Here is a 23492-nt window from a genome sequence, read left to right on the forward strand (position 1 = left end):
TCTCTGTTTAAGATTTTTGTAGCATAACATTCATCATTTTAATGCGAGAATGCACCCAGTGCCTGAGAAGTACCCACACACCACAATATACACAATTAATAACCTGGTTGACTTTCACCCGAGTGACCGAACATTAAAGAATAAAATTACCGAAAAAAGTGTAATACTTCAAAACCCTGCGAGTTTTATTCTGTTATATCTCATTACAAATTGTGGGGTTGTTATTCCTCAAGCCCGCCTTGTGGAAGCCGGGTGGGGAGAGAAAAATAATATCACTTCCATCAATACGTTATACCAGACAGTGTTGATGCTGAGAAATGCGTTAACAGAAGTCGGTTTGCCGCGAGATTTGATTAGAACAGTGGCCCGCCGCGGTATGGTGATAACGGCTGATATTCAACGTGTTGAAACTAACACGGTGAATGAGATTGAAAAGGAGCCAGAAGCACGTGATGACATGGCTCAAACGCGGCCCAAAACACGGTTTTCGCGAAAAATGCTCATGGCGGGAATGCTTGTTTTGTCGATATTACTGATCGGTGCCGGGGCTTCTTTTGGGCTGTTTTATCCAACAGCGGAATCCCTTTTTTCAGCATACACGATTATTGATGCGACTTCTTTTTCATCCTGTACTATTCTTTTGAAAGGCCAGAAGACATTAAATAAACACTATGCGGTTTTTCTCACCCGACATAAAACTATTTGTCAGAATAATAATTATGTCTTTCTCTCTGGAATGAGTAGCGCGAAGAATATTGCAGCGGTAGCTTGTCAGTTGGATATAAGAAAGAATCCTTCCACAAAATGTACAACCTGGTATTCCATTAATGATAAAAATTAAAATAGTAGCGGCCGTTTTATTCATTGTGATAATAGCCGGGGGAGGGTATTGGTATTCCCATAAGAACAAGGGCGGAATTGATTGCCAGGGACGAGTGGTATGGGAAATTAATAATGAGATGTTCAGCGGCGATGTGGCGTATCAGATGCTCAATAATCAGGGGATAGCTACTATTACTGGCGATCTGGTTACGCCAAATGATCAGAGATATAAAATTAGCCGGATAATTTACTTTCGTTACCATCCGATGCGGGACAATTATATTATTGATTCAAGTCGCCTTGTGCGATTTCCTTCCGATAACTTAGACGATAAGCAAGGACATCGGTCGTTACCGACAATTTATCTTTCCGAGAACGCCTCTTTCTCGTTACTGATTAAGCGGTATCAGGAGGGGTGGGCATTTACGACCGTTGGCGCGCCGTCGCTGTTGTGCAGAAACAGCGAGTAGCCGTTTGAGACAGCTTACAAACGATGAAATGCCCGATGGCGCAAGCTTATCGGGCCTACAAGAACGTGTGATCGCCTGTAGGCCGGATAAGGCGACAGCCGCATCCGGCAAAACCTGACAAACGATGAAATGCCCGATGGCGCAAGCTTATCGGGCCTACAAAGAGGTGTGATCGCCTGTAGGCCGGATAAGGCGTCAGCCGCCATCCGGCAAAACCTGACAAACGTGAAATGCCCGATGGCGCAAGCTTATCGGGCCTACAAAGAGGTGTGATCGCCTGTAGGCCGGATAAGGCGTCAGCCGCCATCCGGCAAAACCCTCACACTGTTTAACCGAAGAACATCACGGATACGCAGAGCAGACCAACAATCAGGGTGATCAGATTCCCGACAGAACGATGCGGCTTTAACGCGGGGATCAGATACGTTGACAGCGTTGGCATGATGAACAGAATCATCGCGATAAGCGGTCCGCTGATGGCGTAAATCATGGATATCGCATTCGGGTTGATGCAGCAGATGATAAAGGTGATTGCAGACACTAACATGATGGACAGGGCGCGGTTAAAGGCCCGGCTTTTCTTCACGCCAACCTGCTGCAATCCGGTTTTGACCACCTCTGTCGCACCTTCGATCACGCCAAAATAGGTACCCAGAAAGGATTTTGACATTGCGACCACGGCAACGACGATACCTGATATGGAGAGCCATGCCGGGGCGGCTGGCATCATAGAGAGCGCGGAAAGGATCGTTACTCCCTCGTTTTTAGCGGCGTCAATGTAGGACGGTGGGATGGATAGCAGACAGCTAAAGACGAAAAACAGCACGCTTAAGCTGATGATCAGATAGGCGACCTTCATGATTTTTTTGCATTTACCCATGGCCTGCTCGCCATATTTCTCACGCCTGTCGATAGCAAACGTAGAGATAATAGGCGTATGGCTAAAAGCAAAAACCATCACGGGAATGGAGATCCATACCTGATGCAGCGTGTGCTGATCGAACGCCATCTGCCCGGTGAGCAATGAGGGTTGCCAGCTTCCGGTCAGGTACAGTGAAAGAAATAAAAAGTAGGCGATAAGCGGGAAGACCAGAAAACCCATTACCCGGATAGTCGCATGGCGGCCCATCAGAAAGATCAGATTCAGGATTAACACCACGCCAAGACTGACCGCCATCCGGATGCCAGGGTTAATTTCAATATGTTTGGAGAGCTGCTCGGTCAGAGAGTTAGTAATCGCAACGGCATAAATCAGCACTACCACAAAAAAGGCAATAAAGTAGAGGGTGGTGATGAGGCTACCGATCTTCTTACCGTAGTAATGCGTGACCGCGCCAGTAATGCCTTCGCCTGCAGAGGTTTTAGAGGAGAGGATAAACTGACATAGGGCTCTGTGCGGCCAGTATGTCAGAGGCCAGGCAACCAGCGCGGTGATGAACAACACAATGGCCCCCGCTGAGCCTAACTGAATAGGGAGAAACAAGGTTCCTGCGCCTACGGCGGTGCCATATAACGCAAAGCTCCAGAGTGTCTCTTCTTTTGACCAAATTTTCGACATTTCTTGAACGTATCAACTATAAAATAAACAAAAAGAAGCGCAATTTACCATAAATGAGCGGGTGGGGGTGAGGGATGAAAGGGAGTAGCGGTGGCAACAGGCGGTGCCGGAACCGTATCGATCCCGGCAAATATTCGCATTATCAGACAGTAACACGCTGTTCGCGACGTCTTATAACCCGTACGCGCAGAGTGTCATAAGCCCAGTTATAGAACATCGTGTAGGGTAGGAAGAACAGGAAGAACCCGATTTCCAGCGTAAAGGCCTGCAACAGGCTGACGCTCAGAACCCAGGAGACGATGCTCACGCCAATCACGATAAACCCGCTTTCAAAACCCAGCGCGTGAAACGCCCGGACTTTTGCTGTTCGTTTCACCAGATGGGTTGGCCATAAACGATCAAACAGCGCGTTATAGATGATGTTCCAGATCATTGCCGTGGTTGCCAGCACTATTGTCAGCCCGCCCATTTCCAGTACGGAACGCTGCATCAACCACGCCGCGGTCGGCGCCAGAATCGCTGTGGCAATCCCTTCAAAGCAAACGGCGTGAAAGAGGCGCTCAAGTAACGAGCGGCGTTGAACTGTGTTGTATTGCATAACTTACCTTTTTTACTGTTGTGCCCGGATGATGGAATGGGGAGAATTTTATCGGTTTATGTGATATCTAAAAGATAGAATCCATCGATAAAGTAGATAGTTCATGCGTTATTCTCCTGAAGCACTCACCGCATTTGTCGAAACCGTCTCCAGCGGTTCCTTTTCGGCGGCGGCGCGCAGACTGCGTAAAAGTCAGTCCACAATCAGCACGTCCATCGCCCACCTGGAAGCCGATCTGGGGATTCAGTTGTTTGATCGCTCGTCGCGGCAGCCGGTGCTGACGGAAGAGGGGAAAAAAGTGCTGGGGTACGTCCAGGCGATCTTGTCGGCCAGCGATCGTCTTGATGAGGCGGCGCTTTCACTGGCCGGAGAAACCGAAGCGCGACTGACGTTTGTGCTTTCCGATACGCTGCACCCTGACGTACTGGAAGAGCTTATGGTGCAGTTCGATCATCAGTTTCCCCATACTGAGTTTGAGTGTCTGATTGGCGAAGATGTGGACGTTATCGATCTGCTGCAAAAAGAGCGGGCGCAGGTCGGCTTAATTGAAGCGAGGGAAAGCTACCCCACCGATATCGGCGCGACGCGCTTGCCAATGCAAACGTGGATGGGGCTGTACGTTGCGGCGTCACATCCTCTGGCTGTAGAAAAAGCCCTCCGGTGGGATCAGCTACATAGCTGGCGAGAGCTTCGTCTGAATACCTATCTCGATAACCGGGATCAGCTTGCCCGTGGGCCGGTCTGGTCTGCGCCAAACTATTTGCTGCTGCTCAGCATGGCCGTACAGGGATTTGGCTGGTGTGCGTTGCCCTGTGCGCTGGTGGAGGAGTTTGCGGCGGAAAAACCATTGGTTCAACTGGATGTTCCAGGCTGGCCAAAGGCGATCTCTATTGATTTACTCTGGAACAGAAAATCGCCGCCCGGCGTTGCAGGAAACTGGTTGAGGTATCATTTACAGCAGGGGCGCACCCCACCAGGCGGGCAGTAATAACGATTTCCTTTGTGATAAAACTCACCTTTTTTAAACAACTGAGATAACTATTTTTAACAATCCTCTACTATTGCGATGTTATTTTGCGCAGAGGTCGTAATGAAAGAGGTGGTGATCGTCGGGGCGTTACGTACGCCAATTGGGTGCTTCCAGGGAACACTGGCGCGCCATTCTGCTGTCGAGCTGGGCAGCATCGTGGTCAAAGCGTTGATTGACGGGAGTGGTGTAAGTGCCCACGCCGTTGATGAAGTGATCCTCGGTCAGGTGCTGACCGCAGGCGCTGGGCAAAACCCGGCGCGTCAGTCTGCGATTAAAGGCGGGTTACCCAACACCGTTTCGGCTATCACCATCAACGACGTCTGCGGCTCCGGGCTGAAAGCGCTACATTTGGCCACTCAGGCGATCCAGTGCGGTGAAGCGGATATTGTGATTGCCGGAGGGCAGGAGAATATGAGCCGCGCGCCGCATGTGTTAACCGACAGTCGAACCGGCGCACAGTTGGGAAACAGCCAGCTTGTGGACAGTCTGGTACATGACGGGTTATGGGATGCCTTCAATGATTACCATATGGGAGTGACCGCCGAGAACCTGGCGCGTGAATATGGCATTAGCCGGGAATTGCAGGATGCCTATGCGCTCAGTTCGCAGCAAAAAGCGCGAGCCGCTATCGATGCTGGTCGCTTTAAAGCGGAAATTGTTCCGGTCGCCACCCAGCGCAACGGGCAAACCGTGATGATCGACACCGATGAGCAACCGCGAACTGATGCCAGCGCCGAAGGTCTGGCCCGGCTCGATCCGGCTTTCGAATTGTCGGGGTCGGTGACTGCGGGGAATGCGTCTTCAATCAATGATGGCGCAGCGGCGGTGATGATGATGAGCGAAGCGAAAGCGCAGGAGCTGAATTTGCCTGTGCTGGCGCGGATCCGCGCGTTTGCCAGCGTTGGGGTGGATCCTGCGTTAATGGGCATCGCACCGGTTTATGCAACCCGTCGCTGTCTGGAACGGGTCGGCTGGCAACTGGCTGATGTCGATCTTATTGAAGCGAACGAGGCGTTTGCAGCGCAGGCGCTTTCGGTTGGAAAAATGCTGGAATGGGATGAGCGACGCGTGAATGTCAACGGCGGCGCGATTGCCCTGGGACATCCTATTGGTGCGTCCGGCTGCCGTATTCTGGTTTCGCTGGTTCACGAAATGGTCAAGCGCAATGCGCGAAAAGGTCTGGCGACGCTCTGTATTGGCGGTGGACAAGGCGTGGCATTAGCCATCGAGCGCGATTAATTTTTCTTCTCTCTTTCTCACATCCCTTCATGCCGTGATCTGATCGATAGCGGCATTTAAGTCTCTTGCGCGTAAGCGAAATCACTATTTCCTTGTTTTTAAATGGGATTTTATTCATACGTTTGGTCATGAAATGGCGTGTTCGTGATCGGAATTACACTTTTGATAATAATGTGCATAAAAAATGAAACGTCGTTTTATTTATTATTGAAAATGCGTTCCCTGGGGGATATCATGCCCGCATACCGTAAAACGGAACAGCGTTTCGCTCTTCGTTTAAGAATTCCCGCTCAGTACATCACTGGAGGTAAATGTGGACGTAAGACAAAGTATTCACAGCGCGCACGCCAAAACACTGGATACCCAGGGGCTACGCAAGGAGTTTTTGGTTGAGAAAGTGTTCGTGGCTGACGAATACACCATGGTTTACAGCCACATTGACCGCATCATCGTCGGCGGCATTATGCCGGTGGCAAAAACGGTCTCCGTGGGTGGCGAAGTGGGCAAGCAGCTTGGCGTTACCTACTTTCTGGAACGTCGCGAACTGGGTGTGATCAACATCGGCGGCGCAGGCACCATTACGGTCGATGGACAGTGCTATGAAATCGGTCATCGTGATGCGCTGTATGTCGGCAAAGGGGCAAAAGAAGTGGTTTTCGCCAGTGTGGATAGCGCCACGCCAGCGAAGTTCTATTACAACTGCGCGCCAGCGCACACCACCTATCCAACCAAAAAAGTGACGCCTGCTGACGTCGCTCCAGTGACGTTAGGTGACAACCTCACCAGTAACCGTCGCACAATCAATAAATATTTCGTCCCGGACGTGCTGGAAACCTGTCAGCTCAGTATGGGGCTCACCGAACTGGCGCCCGGTAATCTGTGGAACACCATGCCGTGCCACACTCATGAACGCCGCATGGAAGTCTATTTTTACTTCAATATGGAAGAAGATGCCTGTGTCTTCCATATGATGGGGCAGCCCCAGGAAACGCGCCATATCGTTATGCACAACGAACAGGCGGTGATTTCACCAAGCTGGTCGATTCATTCCGGGGTGGGGACGAAAGCCTATACCTTCATTTGGGGAATGGTCGGTGAAAACCAGGTCTTTGATGATATGGACCATGTTGCGGTGAAAGATCTGCGCTAGTCGCGGGCGCTCAACACCTGTCCGTGACAGGCATGAAAAACTAAGGATTTACAATGATTTTGAATGCATTTTCTCTCGAAGGTAAAGTCGCAGTCGTATCCGGTTGCGATACCGGCTTAGGCCAGGGTATGGCGCTGGGCCTGGCGGAAGCGGGTTGTGATATCGTCGGGATTAACATCGTTGAACCGACAGAAACCATCGAGCGTGTCACCGCGCTGGGGCGTCGCTTTTTAAGCCTGACCGCCGATCTGCGCCAGATAGACGGCATCCCGGCACTGCTGGAGCGTGCTGTTGCTGAGTTCGGCCATATCGATATCCTGGTCAACAACGCTGGTTTGATCCGCCGTGAAGATGCGATCGATTTCAGCGAAAAAGACTGGGACGATGTGATGAACCTGAACATTAAGAGTGTGTTCTTTATGTCTCAGGCTGCAGCAAAGCACTTCATCGCCCAGGGCAACGGCGGCAAAATCATTAACATCGCGTCGATGCTCTCTTTCCAGGGCGGCATTCGCGTGCCGTCCTACACGGCATCTAAAAGCGGCGTTATGGGTATTACCCGTCTGATGGCGAACGAATGGGCGAAGCACAATATTAACGTTAACGCCATTGCGCCGGGCTATATGGCCACCAACAACACCCAGCAACTGCGTGCGGATGAACAGCGCAGTGCTGAAATCCTGGAGCGTATCCCGGCAGGTCGTTGGGGGCTGCCGAGTGACCTGATGGGACCCGTTGTCTTCCTGGCTTCCAGCGCGTCCGATTACATCAACGGCTACACGGTGGCGGTTGACGGCGGCTGGCTGGCGCGTTGATTCACCCGCTTGCCGACAAACCCTGCCTTCGGCTTAATGCCAGTTTGTTAAGCTCTGCAGGTTGTTCCATTCAACCTTATGACCTGTTGTTTCTGTCACTTCACATCCTGTGAACGGGATAAGGGGGCCACCACGACCCCCTTATCAATCTCCGTGGCCCATTCAGGCAACGAAGAAGCCGGACCGATTGCACTGGAAACTTGATCACAAGTTTGCTTCACTGCGGTAAATCACTTACGAAGGAAAAGGTCATGAAGACGATTGGATTGTTAGGCGGCATGAGCTGGGAATCGACGATTCCATACTATCGGTTAATCAACGAAGGGATTAAGCAGCGTCTGGGCGGTCTTCATTCAGCCCGTCTGTTGTTGCACAGCGTCGATTTTCAGGAGATCGAAGCCTGTCAGAGCCGGGGGGAATGGGATAAAGCGGGCGATATTCTTGCTGAGGCGGCGATTGGCCTGCAACAGGCTGGCGCTGAAGGGATCGTCTTATGCACCAATACCATGCATAAAGTGGCGGATGCGATTGAATCGCGCTGCTCACTGCCATTTTTGCATATCGCCGATGCGACAGGGCGCGTCATTACCGCGCAGGGCATGCGTAAAGTCGCGCTGCTCGGCACGCGTTACACTATGGAGCAGGATTTCTATCGTGGTCGCCTGGCGCAGCAGTTTTCCATTGAATGTCTGGTGCCAGACGCGAACGAGCGGGCGAAGATCAATCAAATAATCTTTGATGAGCTTTGCCTGGGGCAATTTAGCGAAGCGTCGCGCCAGTACTATGTGCAGGTGATCGACCATCTGGCAGCCCAGGGCGCGGAAGGCGTTATTTTTGGCTGCACGGAAATTGGCCTGCTGGTGCCGGTGGAGAGAAGCCCGATTCCGGTGTTCGATACCACAGCTATCCATGCCGCGGACGCGGTGGCGTTTATGCTGTCGTAACCGGCCCCAGGCTCTGCTCCAGTGCGCTCTCCAGCACCTGACGGCAGCTTCGCAGATGAGTACTGAAAGCCTCAACCAGCGCGGAAGAAGGGCGGTGGATGGGCCGAATCAGGCTGACGGTGAACGGAACCGCAATGCTGAAACGGCGTACCATCACGCCGCGTTCAGCGTAATCCAGCGCGGTCAGCGGGTTAACAACTGACAGGCCCGCACCGGCGCGCACCATCGCGCATACGGACGCCGCGCTGTGCGTTTCCACCACCATGCGGCGTTTAACGTCGTGCTCAGTAAACAGGGCGTCGAGTAACTGCCGGTAGCTGTCTGTGCGTGACAGACTGATGTAATTCTCCCCGTGAAAATCCTGAGGCGTTAATACCTGCTTTTCAGCCAACGGATGTCCCGGTGGCAGCACGCAGACTTCATCAAGTGAGAATAGCTCTGTACGCTCGGTTCCTGCCGGGGTATGCAGTGTTTCCGTTAATCCCAGATCGTGACGCTGGGCCGAGAGCCACTCTTCGAGCAGCGGTGATTCCTGCGGCACAATATTCAGGCTAACGTCCGGATAACGAGCGAGAAAAGGCTGAATCAGCGCGGGCAGCAGCGACTGGGAAAAGACCGGCAGACAGACGATGGACAACTCCCCCTGGCGAAATTCCCGCAGGCTTTCCGCCGCGCTGACAATGCGATCCAGCCCGTACCAGGAACGCTGGACCTCTTCAAACAAACGTAACCCCTGAACTGTCGGATGCAGGCGGCCACGCGTACGTTCGAACAGTTTCAGTCCCAGCACTTTTTCAAAACGTGCCAGTTCCCGGCTGACGGTCGGCTGCGAAGTATGCAGCAACCGTGCGGCTTCAGTCAGGTTTCCGGCGGTCATCACCGCATGGAAGATCTCAATGTGACGTAAGTTAACGGTAGCCATCATCACCTCGCTGGATAAAATCCATATCATTTTTGCATAGAGTCGGCATAAAACGATATTTTTTATTCTCTTCGTGATGTGGCGTAATCATCAAAAATCGTCATGTCCGGAGTCCGTTATGCCACATTCACTGTATTGCACCGATACCGATCTTACCGCTGAGAACCTGCTCCGGCAGCCAGCCGAGTTTGGCTGCCCGGTATGGGTTTATGACGCGCAAGTCGTTCGTCGGCAGATTGCGGCGCTGCAACAGTTTGATGTGGTGCGTTTCGCGCAGAAGGCCTGCTCCAACATTCACATTCTGCGCCTGATGCGTGAGCAGGGCGTTAAAGTTGATTCTGTGTCGTTGGGGGAGATCGAGCGCGCACTGGCTGCCGGTTACGATCCGCAAACGCATCCGGATGACATCGTTTTTACCGCCGATGTGATTGATAACGCGACGCTGGCGCGCGTCAGCGAACTGCGTATCCCGGTGAATGCGGGTTCCATGGATATGCTGGACCAGCTTGGTCGGGTATCGCCTGGCCATCGCGTCTGGCTGCGTGTGAACCCAGGATTCGGTCACGGACACAGCCAAAAAACCAATACCGGTGGTGAAAACAGCAAACACGGGATCTGGCATTCCGATCTGCCGCTGGCGCTGGCGGTGATGCAGCGGCATCACCTGAAGTTGGTGGGTATTCACATGCACATTGGTTCAGGCGTTGACTATGGTCATCTGGAACAGGTGTGCGGTGCGATGGTACGGCAGGTGGTTGATTTTGGCCAGGATCTGGAGGCGATCTCCGCCGGCGGCGGACTCTCTATTCCATATCATGATGATGAAGAGGCGGTCGACACACAGCACTATTTTGGCCTGTGGAATACCGCGCGTGAGCAGATCGCCCGTCATCTGGGGCATCACGTGAAACTGGAGATTGAGCCAGGACGTTTTCTCGTCGCCCAGTCTGGCGTGCTGGTGACGCAGGTACGCAGCGTGAAGCAAATGGGCAGCCGCCATTTTGTGCTGGTGGATGCCGGTTTTAACGATCTGATGCGCCCGGCGATGTACGGCAGTTATCACCACATCACCGCGCTGGCGGCGGACGGACGCTCTCTTGAAAATGCGCCACGGGTTGATACGGTTGTTGCCGGGCCGCTGTGCGAATCCGGCGATGTCTTCACCCAGCAGGAAGGGGGGAAGGTTGAAACCCGATCGCTGCCTGTCGTTGCGCCGGGGGATTATCTGGTGTTGCATGATACCGGTGCTTATGGCGCATCAATGTCATCCAACTACAATAGCCGCCCGTTGCTACCGGAAGTGTTATTCGATAACGGTCAGGCGCGGCTAATTCGCCGTCGCCAGACCATTGAAGAGCTGTTGGCGCTGGAATTACTTTGAGCCGCAGCAGTTTGTAGGCCTGATAAGCGAAGCGCCATCAGGCATTGTGTCGCGCAGATAGCATTACGATTTATGCGTTAAAGTACGGTCCAGTGGTCACCGACTCCCGCAAGACCAGCGTGCCGGTAAAGGGGGGGATCGGTTCGATCTCCTCGCCGTTGACCATACGGATAGCCTGGTCGATGGCCGTCGTGATCATGGTGTCGATGGGCAGATAAACTGTCGACAAAGCCGGTTCCAGCCATTTCGCGCTTGGCGCATCGTCAAACCCGAACAGCGACACATCCTGTGGGATCCGCAGCCCCGCCTGATGCAGCGCTTTTGACGCGCCCAGCGCCATATCATCGTTACAGGCGAACAGGGCGCTGAACGTCACGCCTTCCTGCAACAGCTCATTACAGGCGTCATAGCCGCGCGTCATGCTGGAATCGCCGTCCTTCACCTTCGCCGGATCCCAGGCGATACCGTTTTTCTCCAGCGCTTTCCGGTAGCCCATCAGACGCGATTTCCCGGTTGGCGTGTGTCCGGGAACCGTAATACAGGCAATCTCGCGGTGTCCCTGCGAGATCAGGTAATCCACCGCCTGAAACGCGGCATCTTCCTGCTCGAAGAAAATGGCGCGCTCACGGGCAAGGGTCACATCGCGGTTAATAATGACAAGCGGCATCGTAATCGAATCCGCCAGCGCCAGGATCGCTTTTTCACTCATGTAACGGGTGTAGAGGATGATGGCGTCGCACTGTCTGTCTGCCAGCATCTGTACGGCTTCTTGTTCGCGCTCTGGCGTATCGTGCCCATCGGTGACAATCAACTGTTTACCGTGGGATTCCGTCTGCCGCGAGGCCTGTTGTAACAGACGGCCAAAGTAGAACCCATCAAACGTAGACACCACCAGACCAATGCTATTGCTGGTGCGATTCGCCAGCGACCGGGCCAGAAAATTCGGGCGATAGTCCAGCGCCTGCATCGCCTTAAATACTTTCTGGCGGGTGCTCTCTTTGACCTGGCCCGTGCCGTTCAGCACGCGAGAAACGGTGGCTTTTGAGACGCCTGCACGACGGGAAACATCCAGCATTGTTATCATGACGCTATCCTGGTTACTCGTTTGATGATGCCATACCCGACTCCGCGGGCGTCGTTACGGAATGGCGGCGTACCAGCGTTGGGCTGAAAACATGGGTAATATCGGGTACGGGCTGCTTTTCCGCCAGTGCGAGCGCCAGCTCAGCCGCCTGAGTGGCCATAGTCACAATGGGATAACGCACGGTAGTCAGGCGTGGGCGAACGTAGCGAGAAACCAGCACATCATCAAACCCGATCAGCGAGATTTCCGCTGGCACATCCACGCCGTTATCATTCAGAACGCCCATCGCACCGGCGGCCATTGAGTCGTTGTAACAGGCTACGGCAGTGAAGTTTCTGCCGCGGCCCAACAGCTCGGTCATTGCCTGTTCACCGCCGCTTTCATCGGGTTCGCCAAACGTAACAAGCCGATCGTTAACTGGAATATGGCTCTCTTCAAGCGCATCGTAATACCCTTTGAGCCGATCTTCCGCGTCCGAGATGGTGTGATTCGAACACAGATACCCAATGCGGGTATGCCCCTGCTGGATCAAATGGCGAGTGGCTAACCAGGCACCATAGCGATCGTCCAGCGCCACGCAGCGCTGCTCAAAACCTGGCAGGATCCGGTTGATAAGCACCATGCCCGGAATTTGCTTCATTAAAGATGCCAGCTCGTCATCCGGGATCATCTTAGCGTGAACCACTAGCGCCGCGCAGCGGTGGCGAATGAGCTGTTCGATCGCCTGACGCTCTTTTTGTTCATTATGGTAGCCGTTGCCGATCAGCAAAAAATTGCCGGTGTTATAGGCCACCTGTTCAACGGCTTTCACCATAGCGCCGAAGAAGGGATCGGAAACATCTCCCACCACCAGTCCTACAGTCTCTGTGGACTGTTGCGCCAGCGCGCGTGCATTCGCATTGGGGTGATAACTGAGAGATTCCATTGCGCTGGTCACCGCGAGGCGCGAAGCTTCGCTGGCTTTGGGAGATTCATTGATAACACGAGAAACGGTGGCGACTGAAACACCAGCCAGTCGGGCTACATCCTTTATGGTCGCCATGACAGTACCTATTGTGGGTAAACGCTTACATTCTGTCAGTGTTACGGAAAACGCCTGGCGGTTCAAGCAGATTGCCTTTTACGACACGGCAAATGTGAGCAACCCCCTGCGAATGAAGACGAAAAGTGAAGTAAGCAAACCTTTCGTTACATTTTACGCAAGGCTGTTGCGTTTGTTCGCTGGCGACCCTTGTTAGTGGCTTGCTAAAGTTGTGGTCCCAGAGGTATTGATAGGTGAAGTCAACTTTCGGGTTGAACACTTGAATTGCACCAGCCTGCGCAGATGCGCAGGTTTTTTTTTGCTGTTACATCAATCTGTAACAGTACACGATAATTTACACACCTCGTTGCATTTCCCTTCATTCCTTTGCGTTTTCTCGCTGGCGCAGCGGCCTCGTACCGACCACAATCAAGATCCCAGAGGTATTGATTGGTGAGATTATTCGGTACGCTCTTCGTACTCTGTCTCTTGCACCAACCTGCGCGGATGCGCAGGTTTTTTTTCGCCCCGACTTTGCTGTCGCTCCTGTTGTCTGAATCGTGTAATCTGCCACCATTATTTTACCGAATCGTGCGCAAAGGGAGTTGAAATGTTATTTGGCTTTTTCCGTAACCTGTGCCGTGTGCTCTATCGGGTACGCGTGACGGGTGATATGAAGGCGTTGCAGGGAGAGCGCGTCTTAATCACCCCCAACCATGTCTCGTTTATTGACGGCATCCTGCTGGCGCTGTTTCTGCCGGTTCGCCCGGTATTTGCGGTGTACACATCAATAAGCCAGCAGTGGTATATGCGTTGGTTAACCGTGCTGATTGATTTTGTGCCGCTCGACCCGACGAAACCGATGGCGATCAAACATCTGGTGCGGCTAATCGAACAGGGACGTCCTGTCGTCATTTTCCCTGAAGGACGTATTTCGGTAAGCGGCTCGTTGATGAAAATCTACGATGGCGCTGGGTTTGTCGCGGCAAAGTCCGGGGCGACAGTGGTGCCAGTCCGTATTGAGGGCGCGGAACTGACCCATTTCAGCCGCCTGAAGGGGCTGGTGAAGCGCCGCTTTTTCCCGCGCATCCATCTGCACATTCTGCCACCGACGTCTTTGCCTATGCCGGATGCGCCACGCGCGCGTGACCGCCGTAAAATCGCTGGCGAGATGCTGCATCAGAAAATGATGGAAGCGCGGATGGCCGTGCGCCCTCGCGAAACATTGTATGAATCGCTGCTGGCGGCGAAATATCGCTTTGGCGCAGGTAAACACTGCATTGAAGACATTAACTTCAAGCCGGACAGCTATCGACAACTGCTCACCAAAACGCTGTTTGTTGGCCGTATTCTGGAAAAGTACAGCGCAGAAGGTGAGAAAATCGGTCTGATGTTGCCGAATGCCGCCATCAGCGCGGCGGTGATTTTCGGCGCGGTTTCCCGGCGTCGTATCCCGGCAATGATGAACTACACCGCCGGCGTCAAAGGGCTAACCAGCGCCATCACTGCGGCGGAAATCAAAACCATTTTTACCTCCCGCCAGTTTCTGGATAAAGGCAAACTCTGGCATCTGCCGGAACAACTGACGCAGGTTCGCTGGGTTTATCTGGAAGATCTCAAAGCCGATGTGACCACCGCCGACAAGTTGTGGATCTTTGCCCACCTGCTGATGCCGCACCTGGCGCAAGTCAAACAGCAGCCAGAAGAGGCCGCGCTTATTCTCTTTACTTCCGGCTCTGAAGGCCACCCAAAGGGGGTGGTACATAGCCACAAAAGTCTGTTGGCCAACGTCGAGCAGATAAAAACCATTGCTGATTTCACCGCCAACGATCGCTTTATGTCGGCGTTACCGCTGTTTCACTCCTTCGGTTTAACGGTGGGACTGTTCACGCCGTTACTGACGGGCGCAGACGTGTTTCTTTACCCCAGCCCATTGCATTATCGTATTGTGCCGGAACTGGTTTATGACCGAAATTGCACCGTGCTGTTTGGCACCTCGACGTTCCTCGGAAATTACGCGCGCTTCGCCAATCCGTATGATTTCTATCGTCTGCGCTATGTCGTCGCCGGTGCAGAGAAATTACAGGAGAGCACAAAACAACTCTGGCAGGACAAGTTTGGTCTGCGCATTCTGGAAGGCTACGGCGTGACGGAATGTGCGCCCGTGGTGTCGATCAATGTTCCGATGGCTGCAAAACCGGGCACGGTTGGACGGATTTTGCCCGGCATGGATGCCCGTCTTCTGGCCATTCCCGGCATTGAAGAGGGCGGACGCCTGCAACTGAAAGGGCCAAACATCATGAACGGCTATCTGCGCGTTGAAAAGCCGGGGGTACTGGAAGTTCCTGCGGCTGAGAACGCCAGCGGTGAGCTGGAGCGTGGCTGGTATGATACCGGCGATATCGTTCGTTTTGATGAACAGGGATTTGTCCAGATTCAGGGACGTGCCAAACGCTTTGCCAAAATCGCCGGTGAAATGGTTTCGCTGGAGATGGTGGAGCAACTGGCGCTTGGCGCATCGCCAGACAAAATGCACGCGACGGCGATCAAAAGTGATGCCAGTAAAGGTGAGGCGCTGGTGCTCTTCACCACCGATAGTGAACTGACGCGTGATACCTTGTTGCAATATGCCCGTGCGCACGGGGTACCGGAACTGGCGGTGCCGCGTGATATCCGCTATCTGAAGCAGCTTCCGTTGCTTGGCAGCGGTAAGCCGGATTTTGTCACGCTGAAAAGCTGGGTCGATGAACCGGAAAAACACCATGCCTGAGTCAATATCTGCTAACACCTCAATCTGGTCGAAAGGAATGATGTCGGTTATCGCCGCGCAGTTTCTCTCTGCGTTTGGCGATAACGCCCTACTGTTCGCCACGCTGGCGCTGCTGAAAGCACAGTTCTATCCGGACTGGAGCCAGCCGATTTTGCAAATGGTATTTGTGGGCGCTTACATCCTGTTTGCACCGTTTGTTGGACAGGTTGCGGACAGCTTTGCAAAAGGCCGTGTGATGATGTTCGCCAACGGTCTGAAGCTGTTAGGCGCGGCGAGCATCTGCTTTGGCTTCAATCCGTTTGTCGGTTACACGCTGGTGGGCATTGGCGCTGCGGCGTACTCACCGGCTAAGTATGGCATTCTGGGAGAGCTAACCACCGGCGATAAGCTGGTGAAAGCCAATGGCCTGATGGAAGCATCGACTATCGCGGCTATCCTGCTTGGATCGGTCGCCGGAGGCGTACTGGCTGACTGGCATGTCATTGTCGCGCTGGTCGCCTGTGCGCTGGCCTACGCCGGGGCAGTGGTGGCGAACCTGTTCATTCCTAAACTGGCCGCCGCGCGTCCGGGCCAGTCGTGGCATCTGGCGAAGATGACCCGCAGCTTCTTCTGCGCGTGTGTCTCCCTCTGGCGCAACGGCGAAACGCGTTTTTCACTGGTTGGCACCAGCCTGTTCTGGGGCGCTGGTGTGACGCTGCGTTTTTTATTGGTGCTGTGGGTGCCGGTAGCGTTAGGCATTACCGATAACGCCACCCCCACGTATCTCAACGCGATGGTTGCTATCGGTATTGTCGCTGGTGCCGGAGCCGCAGCCAGACTGGTGACGCTGGAAACTGTCGCACGCTGTATGCCGGCGGGGATCCTGATCGGCGTCGTCGTGCTGATTTTCTCACTGCAACATGCGCTGCTGCCGGCTTATGCATTGCTGATGCTGATTGGTGTGCTGGGCGGGTTTTTTGTCGTCCCGCTGAACGCGCTATTGCAGGAGCGCGGTAAGAAGAGCGTCGGTGCCGGTAATGCGATTGCGGTACAAAATCTCGGTGAAAACAGCGCGATGCTATTGATGCTGGGGCTTTACTCGCTGGCGGTATGGGTAGGGATCCCGGTCGTTGCGGTGGGGATCGGTTTCGGTGGGCTGTTTGCGCTGGCGATTGCTGCGCTGTGGGTCTGGCAGCGCCGCCAGGCATAATCAATGCGCCGGATCCCCTCCGGCGCACGTTCATCACGGTGCAGGATAAGTATAAACCTGATGCACCGCGTCAATTTCGGCCAGCACCTCTTCACTTAATTCCAGATGCAGGCTTTCGACGTTAGTTTTTAGCTGTTCCATCGTGGTTGCGCCGAGCAGAGTGCTGGCGACAAACGGCTGACGACGAACGAAGGCCAGCGCCATCTGCGCCGGATCAAGGTTGTGGCGCCTGGCGATATCCACATATGCTGCCACGGCTTTTTGCGTTTGCTCGCCGCTGTAACGGGTAAAACGGCTGAATAACGTATTGCGCGCCCCGGCAGGTTTCGCGCCGTTCAGGTATTTACCGGTTAAGGTGCCAAAGGCCAGGCAGGAATAGGCCAGTAACTCGACCCCTTCATACTGGCTCACTTCTGCCAGTCCCACTTCAAAACTACGGTTAACCAGGCTGTACGGGTTCTGAATGGTGACAATGCGCGGCAGGTCATGTTTATCCGCCAGGTGCAGGTAACGCATCACGCCAAACGCCGTTTCATTCGACACGCCGATATAGCGAATTTTGCCCGCGCGCTGGAACTCTGCCAGTGCATCCAGCGTATCCAAAAGCGAGACTACCGGTGCGGAGTCGGTCCAGGTGTATCCGAGTTTGCCAAAGCAATTTGTCGGGCGTTGTGGCCAGTGAACCTGATAGAGGTCCAGATAGTCGGTCTGCAAGCGCTTAAGGCTGTCGTGCAGCGCTTCGCGGATGTTTTTGCGATCCAGAGCCTGATTTGGGCGAATGCCGCTGTCGTTGTTGCGCGTCGGGCCGCTCACTTTTGAGGCAATGATCAGCTTTTCACGGTTGCCGTATTTAGCCAACCAGTTTCCAACGTAAGTCTCAGTGAGTCCTTGTGTTTCCGGGCGCGGGGGGACCGGGTACATCTCGGCCACATCGATCAGATTAATGCCGTTTGCGACGGCATAGTCGAGCTGTGCATGGGCGTCGGCTTCGCTATTTTGTTCACCAAACGTCATAGTGCCCAGCCCCAGCGTACTAACTTCAAGCGAGCTGTGGGGTATACGGTGATATTGCATAGCCGTTTCCTTTTTATAATCACGACATAAGGATTATAAAAATGGCTGAGGGAAGGGAAAAAGGGAAGAAAAAATTGTTAAGGCCAGCAGCGTTGCTGACCTCAGGCATCAACGCTCAATGATTTGAGAAACCTCGTCGCGATTAATTTGCATGGCGTTACCCTGCTGGTCGTGGTAGCTCACCAGACCGGTGTCATCGTCAATCTCGGGTTTTCCGTCGGTCAGGATCATACGTCCATCTTTCGTCGCCATGACATAATCACTGCTGCAACCGGAAACCGCAAAAGCCAGTCCGACTGCGGAAATTACAACTGCCCATTTTTTCATCCATTTATCCTCACGTGGCCTGCGTCTGATAATAGTCTAGTAATAACGCGAAGTTATGCGCGGGGAAAGCAGGAAAATCTTAATCTGTGCAGAGAAAAGGCGAGCAATTCGCTCCCGGTAGGGAGCGAAAAGGTGATTAGAGCGGGTTCTTTTTGTTCCGCAACAGATTCAGACTCTCAACGGCAATTGAGAAGAACATGGCGAAGTAGATGTAACCTTTCGGCACGTGAACGTCGAAACTTTCCAGAATCAGGGTGAAGCCCACCAGAATCAAAAATGACAGCGCCAGCATTTTCACAGACGGGTGTCGGTCGACAAACTCACCAATTGGGCGTGCCGCAAACATCATCACACCCACGGCAATCACGACCGCCGCCATCATAATGAACAAGTGATCGGACAGCCCGACCGCCGTTATAACCGAATCCAGACTAAAGATGATGTCGAGCAGCATGATCTGCACGATGGCCCCCAGAAAGGAGGTGACGCGCATGTTCATCCCTTCTTCATCCCCTTCAATGGATTCGTGGATCTCTTTACTCGCCTTCCAGATCAGGAACAAGCCACCGAGCAAGAGGATCAGATCGCGAGCGGAGATGGCCTCGCCAAACACCTCAAACAGCGGATTGGTCAGACGGGTCACCCAGGCGATAGACGCCAGCAGTGCGAGTCGCATAACCATTGCCGCTGCCAGTCCCAGACGTCTGGCGTGAGCGCGTTGTGCTGTTGGGAGTTTTGCGACTACAAGAGAGAGGAAAATAATATTATCGATCCCAAGTACGATCTCCAGCAGCGTCAGCGTACCGAGCGCAAGCCAGGCATTAGGATCGGTTATCCATGCAAATAACATTGAAAAGTCCTGCCAAATATAGAAACGGTAATTATATGCTTCCCACGCGGCAGGTGAAAGTCTGTTGCGGCTATAACAAAAAATGGCGTTCCAGCAGCGCCCGGGTGAAGTTCTTCTTCAGATAAAAACCGCGCGGTAACGTCAGTATTGGCTGGCCCTGGGCGCCGATCGCCTCGGTGAGCGCTTTGGCGTTTGCGGCCTTCGGGCGCAGTTGTAAAAATTCGCCATGGCGGGCGGTGATCCGCTCAACCTGGCCGAGGACAATCAAATCCATCAACTCTTCCCAGTCCAGACGCAACTGACGGTCTTCCTCCGCGCTGGGACTCCACAGCACGGGTGAACCGACACGACGCTGTGACAGCGGAATGGCGCGTTCACCTTCCACCGGGATCCACAGTACTCGCTTCAGTTTATGTCGCACATGGCTGGTTTCCCAGGTTACGCCGCTGTTGCCCGTCAGTGGCGCGACGCAGACAAAGGTCGTTTCAAGCGGTCGGCCCAGGCTGTCTACAGGAATGGTTTTCAACTCGACGCCTAAGGTCGCGAAATCCTGCTCGGGCTTACTGCCTGCGCTGGCTCCCAGCCAAAGTTCAAGCAAAACCCCGATCCAGCCTTTATCCCGCTTGAGATCCTTTGGCGCAACAATGCCTGCCAGCGCCGCCAGCTCACCCAGTGAATAACCTGAAAGCTGCTGCGCCTGGCGGAGCAAAAGGTCTTCTGATTCAGGCGGAAAGCGTAAAGGTTGCAGTCCTGGCATGACGTCTCGCTTTAGATGAAAAAATGAACAATGATTTTATACCCCAGGCAAGAAGTTTATCGTTTTCCACAGGTCATATTCAATCTCATGATTTATATTGCTTTTTAGTTTGCAGATTTCGAACCAGCGCAACGTCAAAACGGGTTTTCCAATTCTGGTCACTGACAATAAACAGGATCTTACACCATGTTATCCACAGAAAGATGGGATAACTGTGAAAAACCCTGACTACTGTTTCCATTTACAGCCTTGACGTGCGACGAAAATCGAATTTTCGCACAATTTGTGCCTAACTTATTGGCACAATCTGTGGATAAAACCAACGCTGTTCGATCTTTCGTCAGCCTGATGATCCTCAATGTGATGATCATCACTTTATGACGTGCAATCTTGTTGAATAGCGTAGTAACTGCATGAATAAAAGAAATTATTTTTCCAGGGGGAAATGGCCTAAATTAAGACTGTTCCGGGTTTTCCCGTGGTAATTCCGTACTTCTTCACAACTCTATCCACAGAAAAGGTGAATAAAATCGCCCATATGGGTGAGCTTCTGTATATAACTTTGCTTTTAACTGTGAGTTATTCAATTGTTATTAGATTCGCACAGCGCTAACTCAGTGGTTTACCGCCTGTCAGGAGTGTGAAACAATCATTCATATATAAGGTTTATGTTGAGGTAGTCCGGTGATTGATGACGATGGCTACCGCCCAAATGTAGGTATCGTAATTTGTAATCGTCAGGGCCAGGTCATGTGGGCCCGGCGGTTTGGTCAGCACTCCTGGCAATTCCCACAGGGTGGGATAAATCCAGGAGAATCAGCAGAACAGGCGATGTACCGGGAACTGTTTGAAGAAGTAGGGTTAAGCCGTAAAGATGTGCGGATCCTTGCCTCGACTCGCAACTGGTTGCGTTACAAGTTACCGAAACGTTTGGTGCGTTGGGACACAAAGCCGGTATGTATCGGCCAGAAACAAAAGTGGTTTCTCTTGCAGTTGATGAGCGCAGACGCGGAAATCAACATGCAAACCAGCAGCACGCCTGAGTTTGATGGGTGGCGCTGGGTCAGTTACTGGTACCCGGTTCGGCAAGTGGTTTCATTTAAACGCGATGTCTACCGCAGGGTGATGAAAGAGTTCGCAAGTGTTGTGATGGCGCTTCAGGAAGCGACGCCGAAGCCGCAAAGCGCACCTGCTTATCGACGTAAAAGAGGTTAAGCCACGCAAATTATGCTCACCCGCCTGCGCGAAATAGTCGAAAAGGTGGCCAGTGCTCCGCGTCTTAATGAAGCGCTGAATATCCTGGTCACTGACATCTGTCTTGCGATGGATACGGAGGTCTGTTCGGTTTACCTGGCCGACCATGACCGGCGTTGTTATTACCTGATGGCGACGCGGGGGCTTAAAAAACCGCGCGGTCGCACCGTCGCACTCGCATTTGATGAAGGGATCGTCGGCCTGGTTGGCAGGCTGGCGGAACCGATCAACCTCGCTGATGCGCAGAAACATCCCAGCTTTAAGTACATCCCCTCAGTCAAAGAAGAGCGCTTCCGCGCCTTTCTTGGCGTGCCCATCATTCAGCGTCGTCAATTGCTGGGCGTTCTGGTTGTTCAACAACGTGAGTTGCGTCAGTACGACGAGAGCGAAGAATCTTTCCTGGTGACGCTCGCCACGCAGATGGCGGCAATTCTTTCTCAGTCCCAACTTACCGCGCTGTTTGGACAATATCGCCAGACGCGAATTCGTGCGCTGCCTGCAGCACCAGGCGTGGCGATAGCGGAAGGCTGGCAGGATGCGACGCTGCCGCTGATGGAGCAGGTGTACCAGGCTTCAACGCTGGATCCCGCTCTGGAGCGCGAGCGCCTGACCGGTGCGCTGGAAGAAGCGGCAAACGAGTTTCGTCGTTACAGTAAGCGCTTTGCCGCTGGCGCGCAGAAAGAGACGGCCGCGATCTTCGATCTCTATTCGCACCTGCTCTCCGATGCCCGCTTGCGACGCGAACTGTTTACCGAAGTGGATAATGGCTCCGTGGCGGAGTGGGCAGTCAAAACGGTCATCGAAAAGTTTGCTGAACAGTTTGCTGCACTGAGTGACAACTATCTCAAAGAACGGGCGGGCGATTTGCGCGCGCTCGGGCAGCGTCTGTTGTTCCATCTTGATGATTCGGTTCAGGGGCCGAACGCCTGGCCGGAACGATTCGTGCTGGTAGCTGACGAACTTTCCGCCACCACCCTGGCGGAGCTGCCGCAGGACCGGCTGGCAGGCGTTGTCGTGCGCGACGGTGCCGCCAACTCGCATGCCGCGATCATGGTTCGTGCAATGGGTATTCCCACGGTAATGGGCGCTGATATCCAGCCGTCGGTATTGCATCGGCGTACGCTGGTGGTGGATGGTTATCGCGGCGAAGTGTTAGTCGATCCCGAACCGGTGTTGATTCAGGAATACCAACGGCTTATCAGCGAAGAGAACGAACTGAGCCGCCTGGCGGAAGATGATGTCAATTTGCCCGCACAGCTAAAAAGTGGTGAACGGGTAAAAGTCATGCTCAATGCTGGTCTCAGCCCGGAACACGAAGAAAAGCTGGGTAGTCGCATCGATGGCATCGGTCTCTACCGCACCGAAATTCCCTTTATGCTGCAAAGCGGTTTCCCCTCTGAAGAGGAGCAGGTGGCGCAGTATCAGGGCATGTTACAGATGTTCAATGACAAACCAGTGACGCTGCGAACGCTGGATGTCGGCGCGGACAAACAGTTGCCGTACATGCCGATCAGCGAAGAGAATCCCTGTCTTGGCTGGCGGGGGATCCGCATTACGCTCGATCAGCCTGAGATCTTCCTGATCCAGGTGCGCGCCATGCTGCGCGCCAATGCGGCGACGGGCAACCTGAGTATTTTACTGCCGATGGTGACCAGTATTGATGAGGTGGATGAAGCGCGTCGCCTGATTGAACGTGCCGGGCGCGAAGTGGAAGAGATGATCGGTTACGCCATCCCGAAACCGCGCATTGGCATCATGCTCGAAGTCCCGTCGATGGTCTTTATGCTGCCGCATCTGGCGAACCGGATCGATTTTGTCTCCGTCGGCACTAACGATTTAACGCAGTACATTCTGGCGGTGGATCGCAACAACACGCGTGTTGCCAGCATCTATGACAGTCTGCACCCGGGCATGCTTCGTGCGCTGTCGATGATTGCGCAAGAAGCGGAACGCAGCGGTATTGATCTGCGCCTTTGTGGTGAAATGGCCGGCGATCCGATGTGTGTGACCATTCTGATTGGCCTGGGTTTCCGCCATCTTTCCATGAATGGACGCTCCGTGGCGCGCGTAAAATATCTGTTGCGCCATGTTGATTATGAAGAGGCAAAAACGCTGGCCCAGCGCAGCCTTGAGGCTCAACTGGCGACGGAGGTACGTCATCAGGTGGCGGCATTTATGGAGCGCCGTGGCATGGGAGGCCTGATTCGCGGGGGGTTGTAAAAGCGCTATACAGATCT

At 53.5% G+C, this 23492-nt stretch carries 20 protein-coding genes and 1 pseudogene; 12 read left to right on the forward strand and 9 right to left on the reverse strand.

All coding sequences use genetic code 11. The annotated features are described in order from the left end of the window. Positions 1 to 58: 58 nt before the first annotated feature. Positions 59 to 841 (forward strand): winged helix-turn-helix domain-containing protein, encoded by a 783-nt coding sequence (locus tag WB371_RS08785; RefSeq protein ID WP_336219685.1) that lies wholly within the window; start codon positions 59 to 61, stop codon positions 839 to 841. A gap of 779 nt (positions 842 to 1620) precedes the next feature. Here WB371_RS08785 and WB371_RS08790 read toward each other — a convergent pair. Further along, positions 1621 to 2850 carry an amino acid permease gene (locus WB371_RS08790; protein ID WP_336219686.1) on the reverse strand — a complete coding sequence of 410 codons (1230 nt, stop codon included), beginning with the start codon at positions 2848 to 2850 and terminating at the stop codon, positions 1621 to 1623. A 142-nt stretch (positions 2851 to 2992) separates the two neighbouring features. Next, positions 2993 to 3448, reverse strand: a complete 456-nt coding sequence (locus tag WB371_RS08795) for a multidrug/biocide efflux PACE transporter (RefSeq protein WP_336219687.1) — start codon at positions 3446 to 3448, stop codon at positions 2993 to 2995. A 103-nt stretch (positions 3449 to 3551) separates the two neighbouring features. On the opposite strand from WB371_RS08795, the gene WB371_RS08800 reads away from it, so the two are divergent. The 5 genes from WB371_RS08800 to WB371_RS08820 all read left to right on the forward strand — a co-directional run bounded on the left by WB371_RS08800 (position 3552) and on the right by WB371_RS08820 (position 8626). Next, the gene (locus tag WB371_RS08800; protein ID WP_336219688.1) at positions 3552 to 4436 is read left to right on the forward strand and encodes a LysR family transcriptional regulator; all 885 of its coding nucleotides are present in this window, start codon (positions 3552 to 3554) and stop codon (positions 4434 to 4436) included. A 102-nt stretch (positions 4437 to 4538) separates the two neighbouring features. Then, positions 4539 to 5717, forward strand: coding sequence for an acetyl-CoA C-acetyltransferase (locus WB371_RS08805; RefSeq protein WP_336219689.1), 1179 nt, complete (start codon positions 4539 to 4541; stop codon positions 5715 to 5717). Between the two features lie 313 nt (positions 5718 to 6030). Next, a complete protein-coding gene (gene kduI, locus WB371_RS08810; protein ID WP_336219690.1) occupies positions 6031 to 6867 on the forward strand; it encodes a 5-dehydro-4-deoxy-D-glucuronate isomerase in 837 nt (278 codons plus the stop codon). 53 nt (positions 6868 to 6920) lie between these two features. Then, entirely contained in the window at positions 6921 to 7682 is a 762-nt protein-coding gene (gene kduD / locus WB371_RS08815; RefSeq protein WP_336219691.1) for a 2-dehydro-3-deoxy-D-gluconate 5-dehydrogenase KduD, read from the forward strand. Positions 7683 to 7933: 251 nt separating this feature from the next. Beyond that, complete coding sequence (locus WB371_RS08820; RefSeq protein ID WP_336219692.1) at positions 7934 to 8626, forward strand: aspartate/glutamate racemase; 693 nt, start codon at positions 7934 to 7936, stop codon at positions 8624 to 8626. Here WB371_RS08820 and WB371_RS08825 read toward each other — a convergent pair. Next, entirely contained in the window at positions 8613 to 9548 is a 936-nt protein-coding gene (locus WB371_RS08825) for a LysR family transcriptional regulator (protein WP_336219865.1), read from the reverse strand. The two genes, WB371_RS08820 and WB371_RS08825, sit on opposite strands and share 14 nt — an antisense overlap. Before the next feature lie 118 nt (positions 9549 to 9666). Here WB371_RS08825 and lysA point away from each other — a divergent pair, with 118 nt between their 5' ends. Further along, entirely contained in the window at positions 9667 to 10929 is a 1263-nt protein-coding gene (lysA, locus tag WB371_RS08830) for a diaminopimelate decarboxylase (protein WP_336219693.1), read from the forward strand. Between the two features lie 70 nt (positions 10930 to 10999). Here the strand turns inward: lysA and WB371_RS08835 are convergent, their stop codons facing one another. Both WB371_RS08835 and galR read right to left on the reverse strand, forming a co-directional pair. Then, positions 11000 to 12013 carry a LacI family DNA-binding transcriptional regulator gene (locus tag WB371_RS08835; RefSeq protein WP_336219694.1) on the reverse strand — a complete coding sequence of 338 codons (1014 nt, stop codon included), beginning with the start codon at positions 12011 to 12013 and terminating at the stop codon, positions 11000 to 11002. Positions 12014 to 12026: 13 nt separating this feature from the next. Continuing rightward, complete coding sequence (galR, locus tag WB371_RS08840) at positions 12027 to 13055, reverse strand: HTH-type transcriptional regulator GalR (protein ID WP_336219695.1); 1029 nt, start codon at positions 13053 to 13055, stop codon at positions 12027 to 12029. Between the two features lie 589 nt (positions 13056 to 13644). Between galR and aas the strand changes: the two genes are divergently transcribed. Both aas and lplT read left to right on the forward strand, forming a co-directional pair. Further along, positions 13645 to 15804 carry a bifunctional acyl-ACP--phospholipid O-acyltransferase/long-chain-fatty-acid--ACP ligase gene (gene aas / locus WB371_RS08845; RefSeq protein ID WP_336219696.1) on the forward strand — a complete coding sequence of 720 codons (2160 nt, stop codon included), beginning with the start codon at positions 13645 to 13647 and terminating at the stop codon, positions 15802 to 15804. After that, on the forward strand, positions 15797 to 16993 hold the full coding sequence (gene lplT, locus WB371_RS08850; RefSeq protein ID WP_336219697.1) for a lysophospholipid transporter LplT: 1197 nt from the start codon (positions 15797 to 15799) through the stop codon (positions 16991 to 16993). Before aas ends, lplT begins: the two co-directional genes overlap by 8 nt. A gap of 33 nt (positions 16994 to 17026) precedes the next feature. On the opposite strand, the gene WB371_RS08855 is transcribed toward lplT, so the two are convergent. From WB371_RS08855 to mutH, 4 genes are all read right to left on the reverse strand, one after another. Further along, positions 17027 to 18067, reverse strand: a complete 1041-nt coding sequence (locus WB371_RS08855) for an NADP(H)-dependent aldo-keto reductase (protein WP_336219698.1) — start codon at positions 18065 to 18067, stop codon at positions 17027 to 17029. A gap of 108 nt (positions 18068 to 18175) precedes the next feature. Continuing rightward, positions 18176 to 18394 (reverse strand): lipoprotein YgdR, encoded by a 219-nt coding sequence (gene ygdR / locus WB371_RS08860; protein ID WP_012134951.1) that lies wholly within the window; start codon positions 18392 to 18394, stop codon positions 18176 to 18178. 136 nt (positions 18395 to 18530) lie between these two features. Further along, on the reverse strand, positions 18531 to 19244 hold the full coding sequence (locus WB371_RS08865) for a TerC family protein (protein ID WP_336219699.1): 714 nt from the start codon (positions 19242 to 19244) through the stop codon (positions 18531 to 18533). Positions 19245 to 19314: 70 nt separating this feature from the next. Next, on the reverse strand, positions 19315 to 20001 hold the full coding sequence (gene mutH / locus WB371_RS08870) for a DNA mismatch repair endonuclease MutH (RefSeq protein WP_336219700.1): 687 nt from the start codon (positions 19999 to 20001) through the stop codon (positions 19315 to 19317). Positions 20002 to 20187: 186 nt separating this feature from the next. On the opposite strand from mutH, the pseudogene WB371_RS08875 reads away from it, so the two are divergent. From WB371_RS08875 to ptsP, 3 genes and pseudogenes are all read left to right on the forward strand, one after another. Then, positions 20188 to 20319 (forward strand): annotated as a pseudogene (locus WB371_RS08875) (hypothetical protein); the annotation flags it as partial. 366 nt (positions 20320 to 20685) lie between these two features. Continuing rightward, a complete protein-coding gene (gene rppH, locus WB371_RS08880; protein WP_042288915.1) occupies positions 20686 to 21216 on the forward strand; it encodes an RNA pyrophosphohydrolase in 531 nt (176 codons plus the stop codon). A gap of 12 nt (positions 21217 to 21228) precedes the next feature. Further along, positions 21229 to 23475 (forward strand): phosphoenolpyruvate--protein phosphotransferase, encoded by a 2247-nt coding sequence (ptsP, locus tag WB371_RS08885; protein ID WP_336219701.1) that lies wholly within the window; start codon positions 21229 to 21231, stop codon positions 23473 to 23475. The last annotated feature ends 17 nt before the right edge of the window (positions 23476 to 23492 follow it).

Source organism: Citrobacter amalonaticus (genome assembly GCF_037053465.1).
Lineage (GTDB): Bacteria > Pseudomonadota > Gammaproteobacteria > Enterobacterales > Enterobacteriaceae > Citrobacter_A > Citrobacter_A amalonaticus_H.

What these genes read in the sequence shown, in the direction of transcription:
- WB371_RS08790 (WP_336219686.1), bottom strand. Translation starts at nt 2,850, where the DNA reads ATGTCGAAAATTTGGTCAAAAGAAGAGACACTCTGGAGCTTTGCGTTA.
- WB371_RS08795 (WP_336219687.1), bottom strand. Translation starts at nt 3,448, where the DNA reads ATGCAATACAACACAGTTCAACGCCGCTCGTTACTTGAGCGCCTCTTT.
- WB371_RS08800 (WP_336219688.1), top strand. Translation starts at nt 3,552, where the DNA reads ATGCGTTATTCTCCTGAAGCACTCACCGCATTTGTCGAAACCGTCTCC.
- WB371_RS08805 (WP_336219689.1), top strand. Translation starts at nt 4,539, where the DNA reads ATGAAAGAGGTGGTGATCGTCGGGGCGTTACGTACGCCAATTGGGTGC.
- kduD (WP_336219691.1), top strand. Translation starts at nt 6,921, where the DNA reads ATGATTTTGAATGCATTTTCTCTCGAAGGTAAAGTCGCAGTCGTATCC.
- WB371_RS08820 (WP_336219692.1), top strand. Translation starts at nt 7,934, where the DNA reads ATGAAGACGATTGGATTGTTAGGCGGCATGAGCTGGGAATCGACGATT.
- WB371_RS08825 (WP_336219865.1), bottom strand. Translation starts at nt 9,548, where the DNA reads ATGGCTACCGTTAACTTACGTCACATTGAGATCTTCCATGCGGTGATG.
- lysA (WP_336219693.1), top strand. Translation starts at nt 9,667, where the DNA reads ATGCCACATTCACTGTATTGCACCGATACCGATCTTACCGCTGAGAAC.
- WB371_RS08835 (WP_336219694.1), bottom strand. Translation starts at nt 12,013, where the DNA reads ATGATAACAATGCTGGATGTTTCCCGTCGTGCAGGCGTCTCAAAAGCC.
- galR (WP_336219695.1), bottom strand. Translation starts at nt 13,055, where the DNA reads ATGGCGACCATAAAGGATGTAGCCCGACTGGCTGGTGTTTCAGTCGCC.
- aas (WP_336219696.1), top strand. Translation starts at nt 13,645, where the DNA reads ATGTTATTTGGCTTTTTCCGTAACCTGTGCCGTGTGCTCTATCGGGTA.
- lplT (WP_336219697.1), top strand. Translation starts at nt 15,797, where the DNA reads ATGCCTGAGTCAATATCTGCTAACACCTCAATCTGGTCGAAAGGAATG.
- WB371_RS08855 (WP_336219698.1), bottom strand. Translation starts at nt 18,067, where the DNA reads ATGCAATATCACCGTATACCCCACAGCTCGCTTGAAGTTAGTACGCTG.
- ygdR (WP_012134951.1), bottom strand. Translation starts at nt 18,394, where the DNA reads ATGAAAAAATGGGCAGTTGTAATTTCCGCAGTCGGACTGGCTTTTGCG.
- WB371_RS08865 (WP_336219699.1), bottom strand. Translation starts at nt 19,244, where the DNA reads ATGTTATTTGCATGGATAACCGATCCTAATGCCTGGCTTGCGCTCGGT.
- mutH (WP_336219700.1), bottom strand. Translation starts at nt 20,001, where the DNA reads ATGCCAGGACTGCAACCTTTACGCTTTCCGCCTGAATCAGAAGACCTT.
- ptsP (WP_336219701.1), top strand. Translation starts at nt 21,229, where the DNA reads ATGCTCACCCGCCTGCGCGAAATAGTCGAAAAGGTGGCCAGTGCTCCG.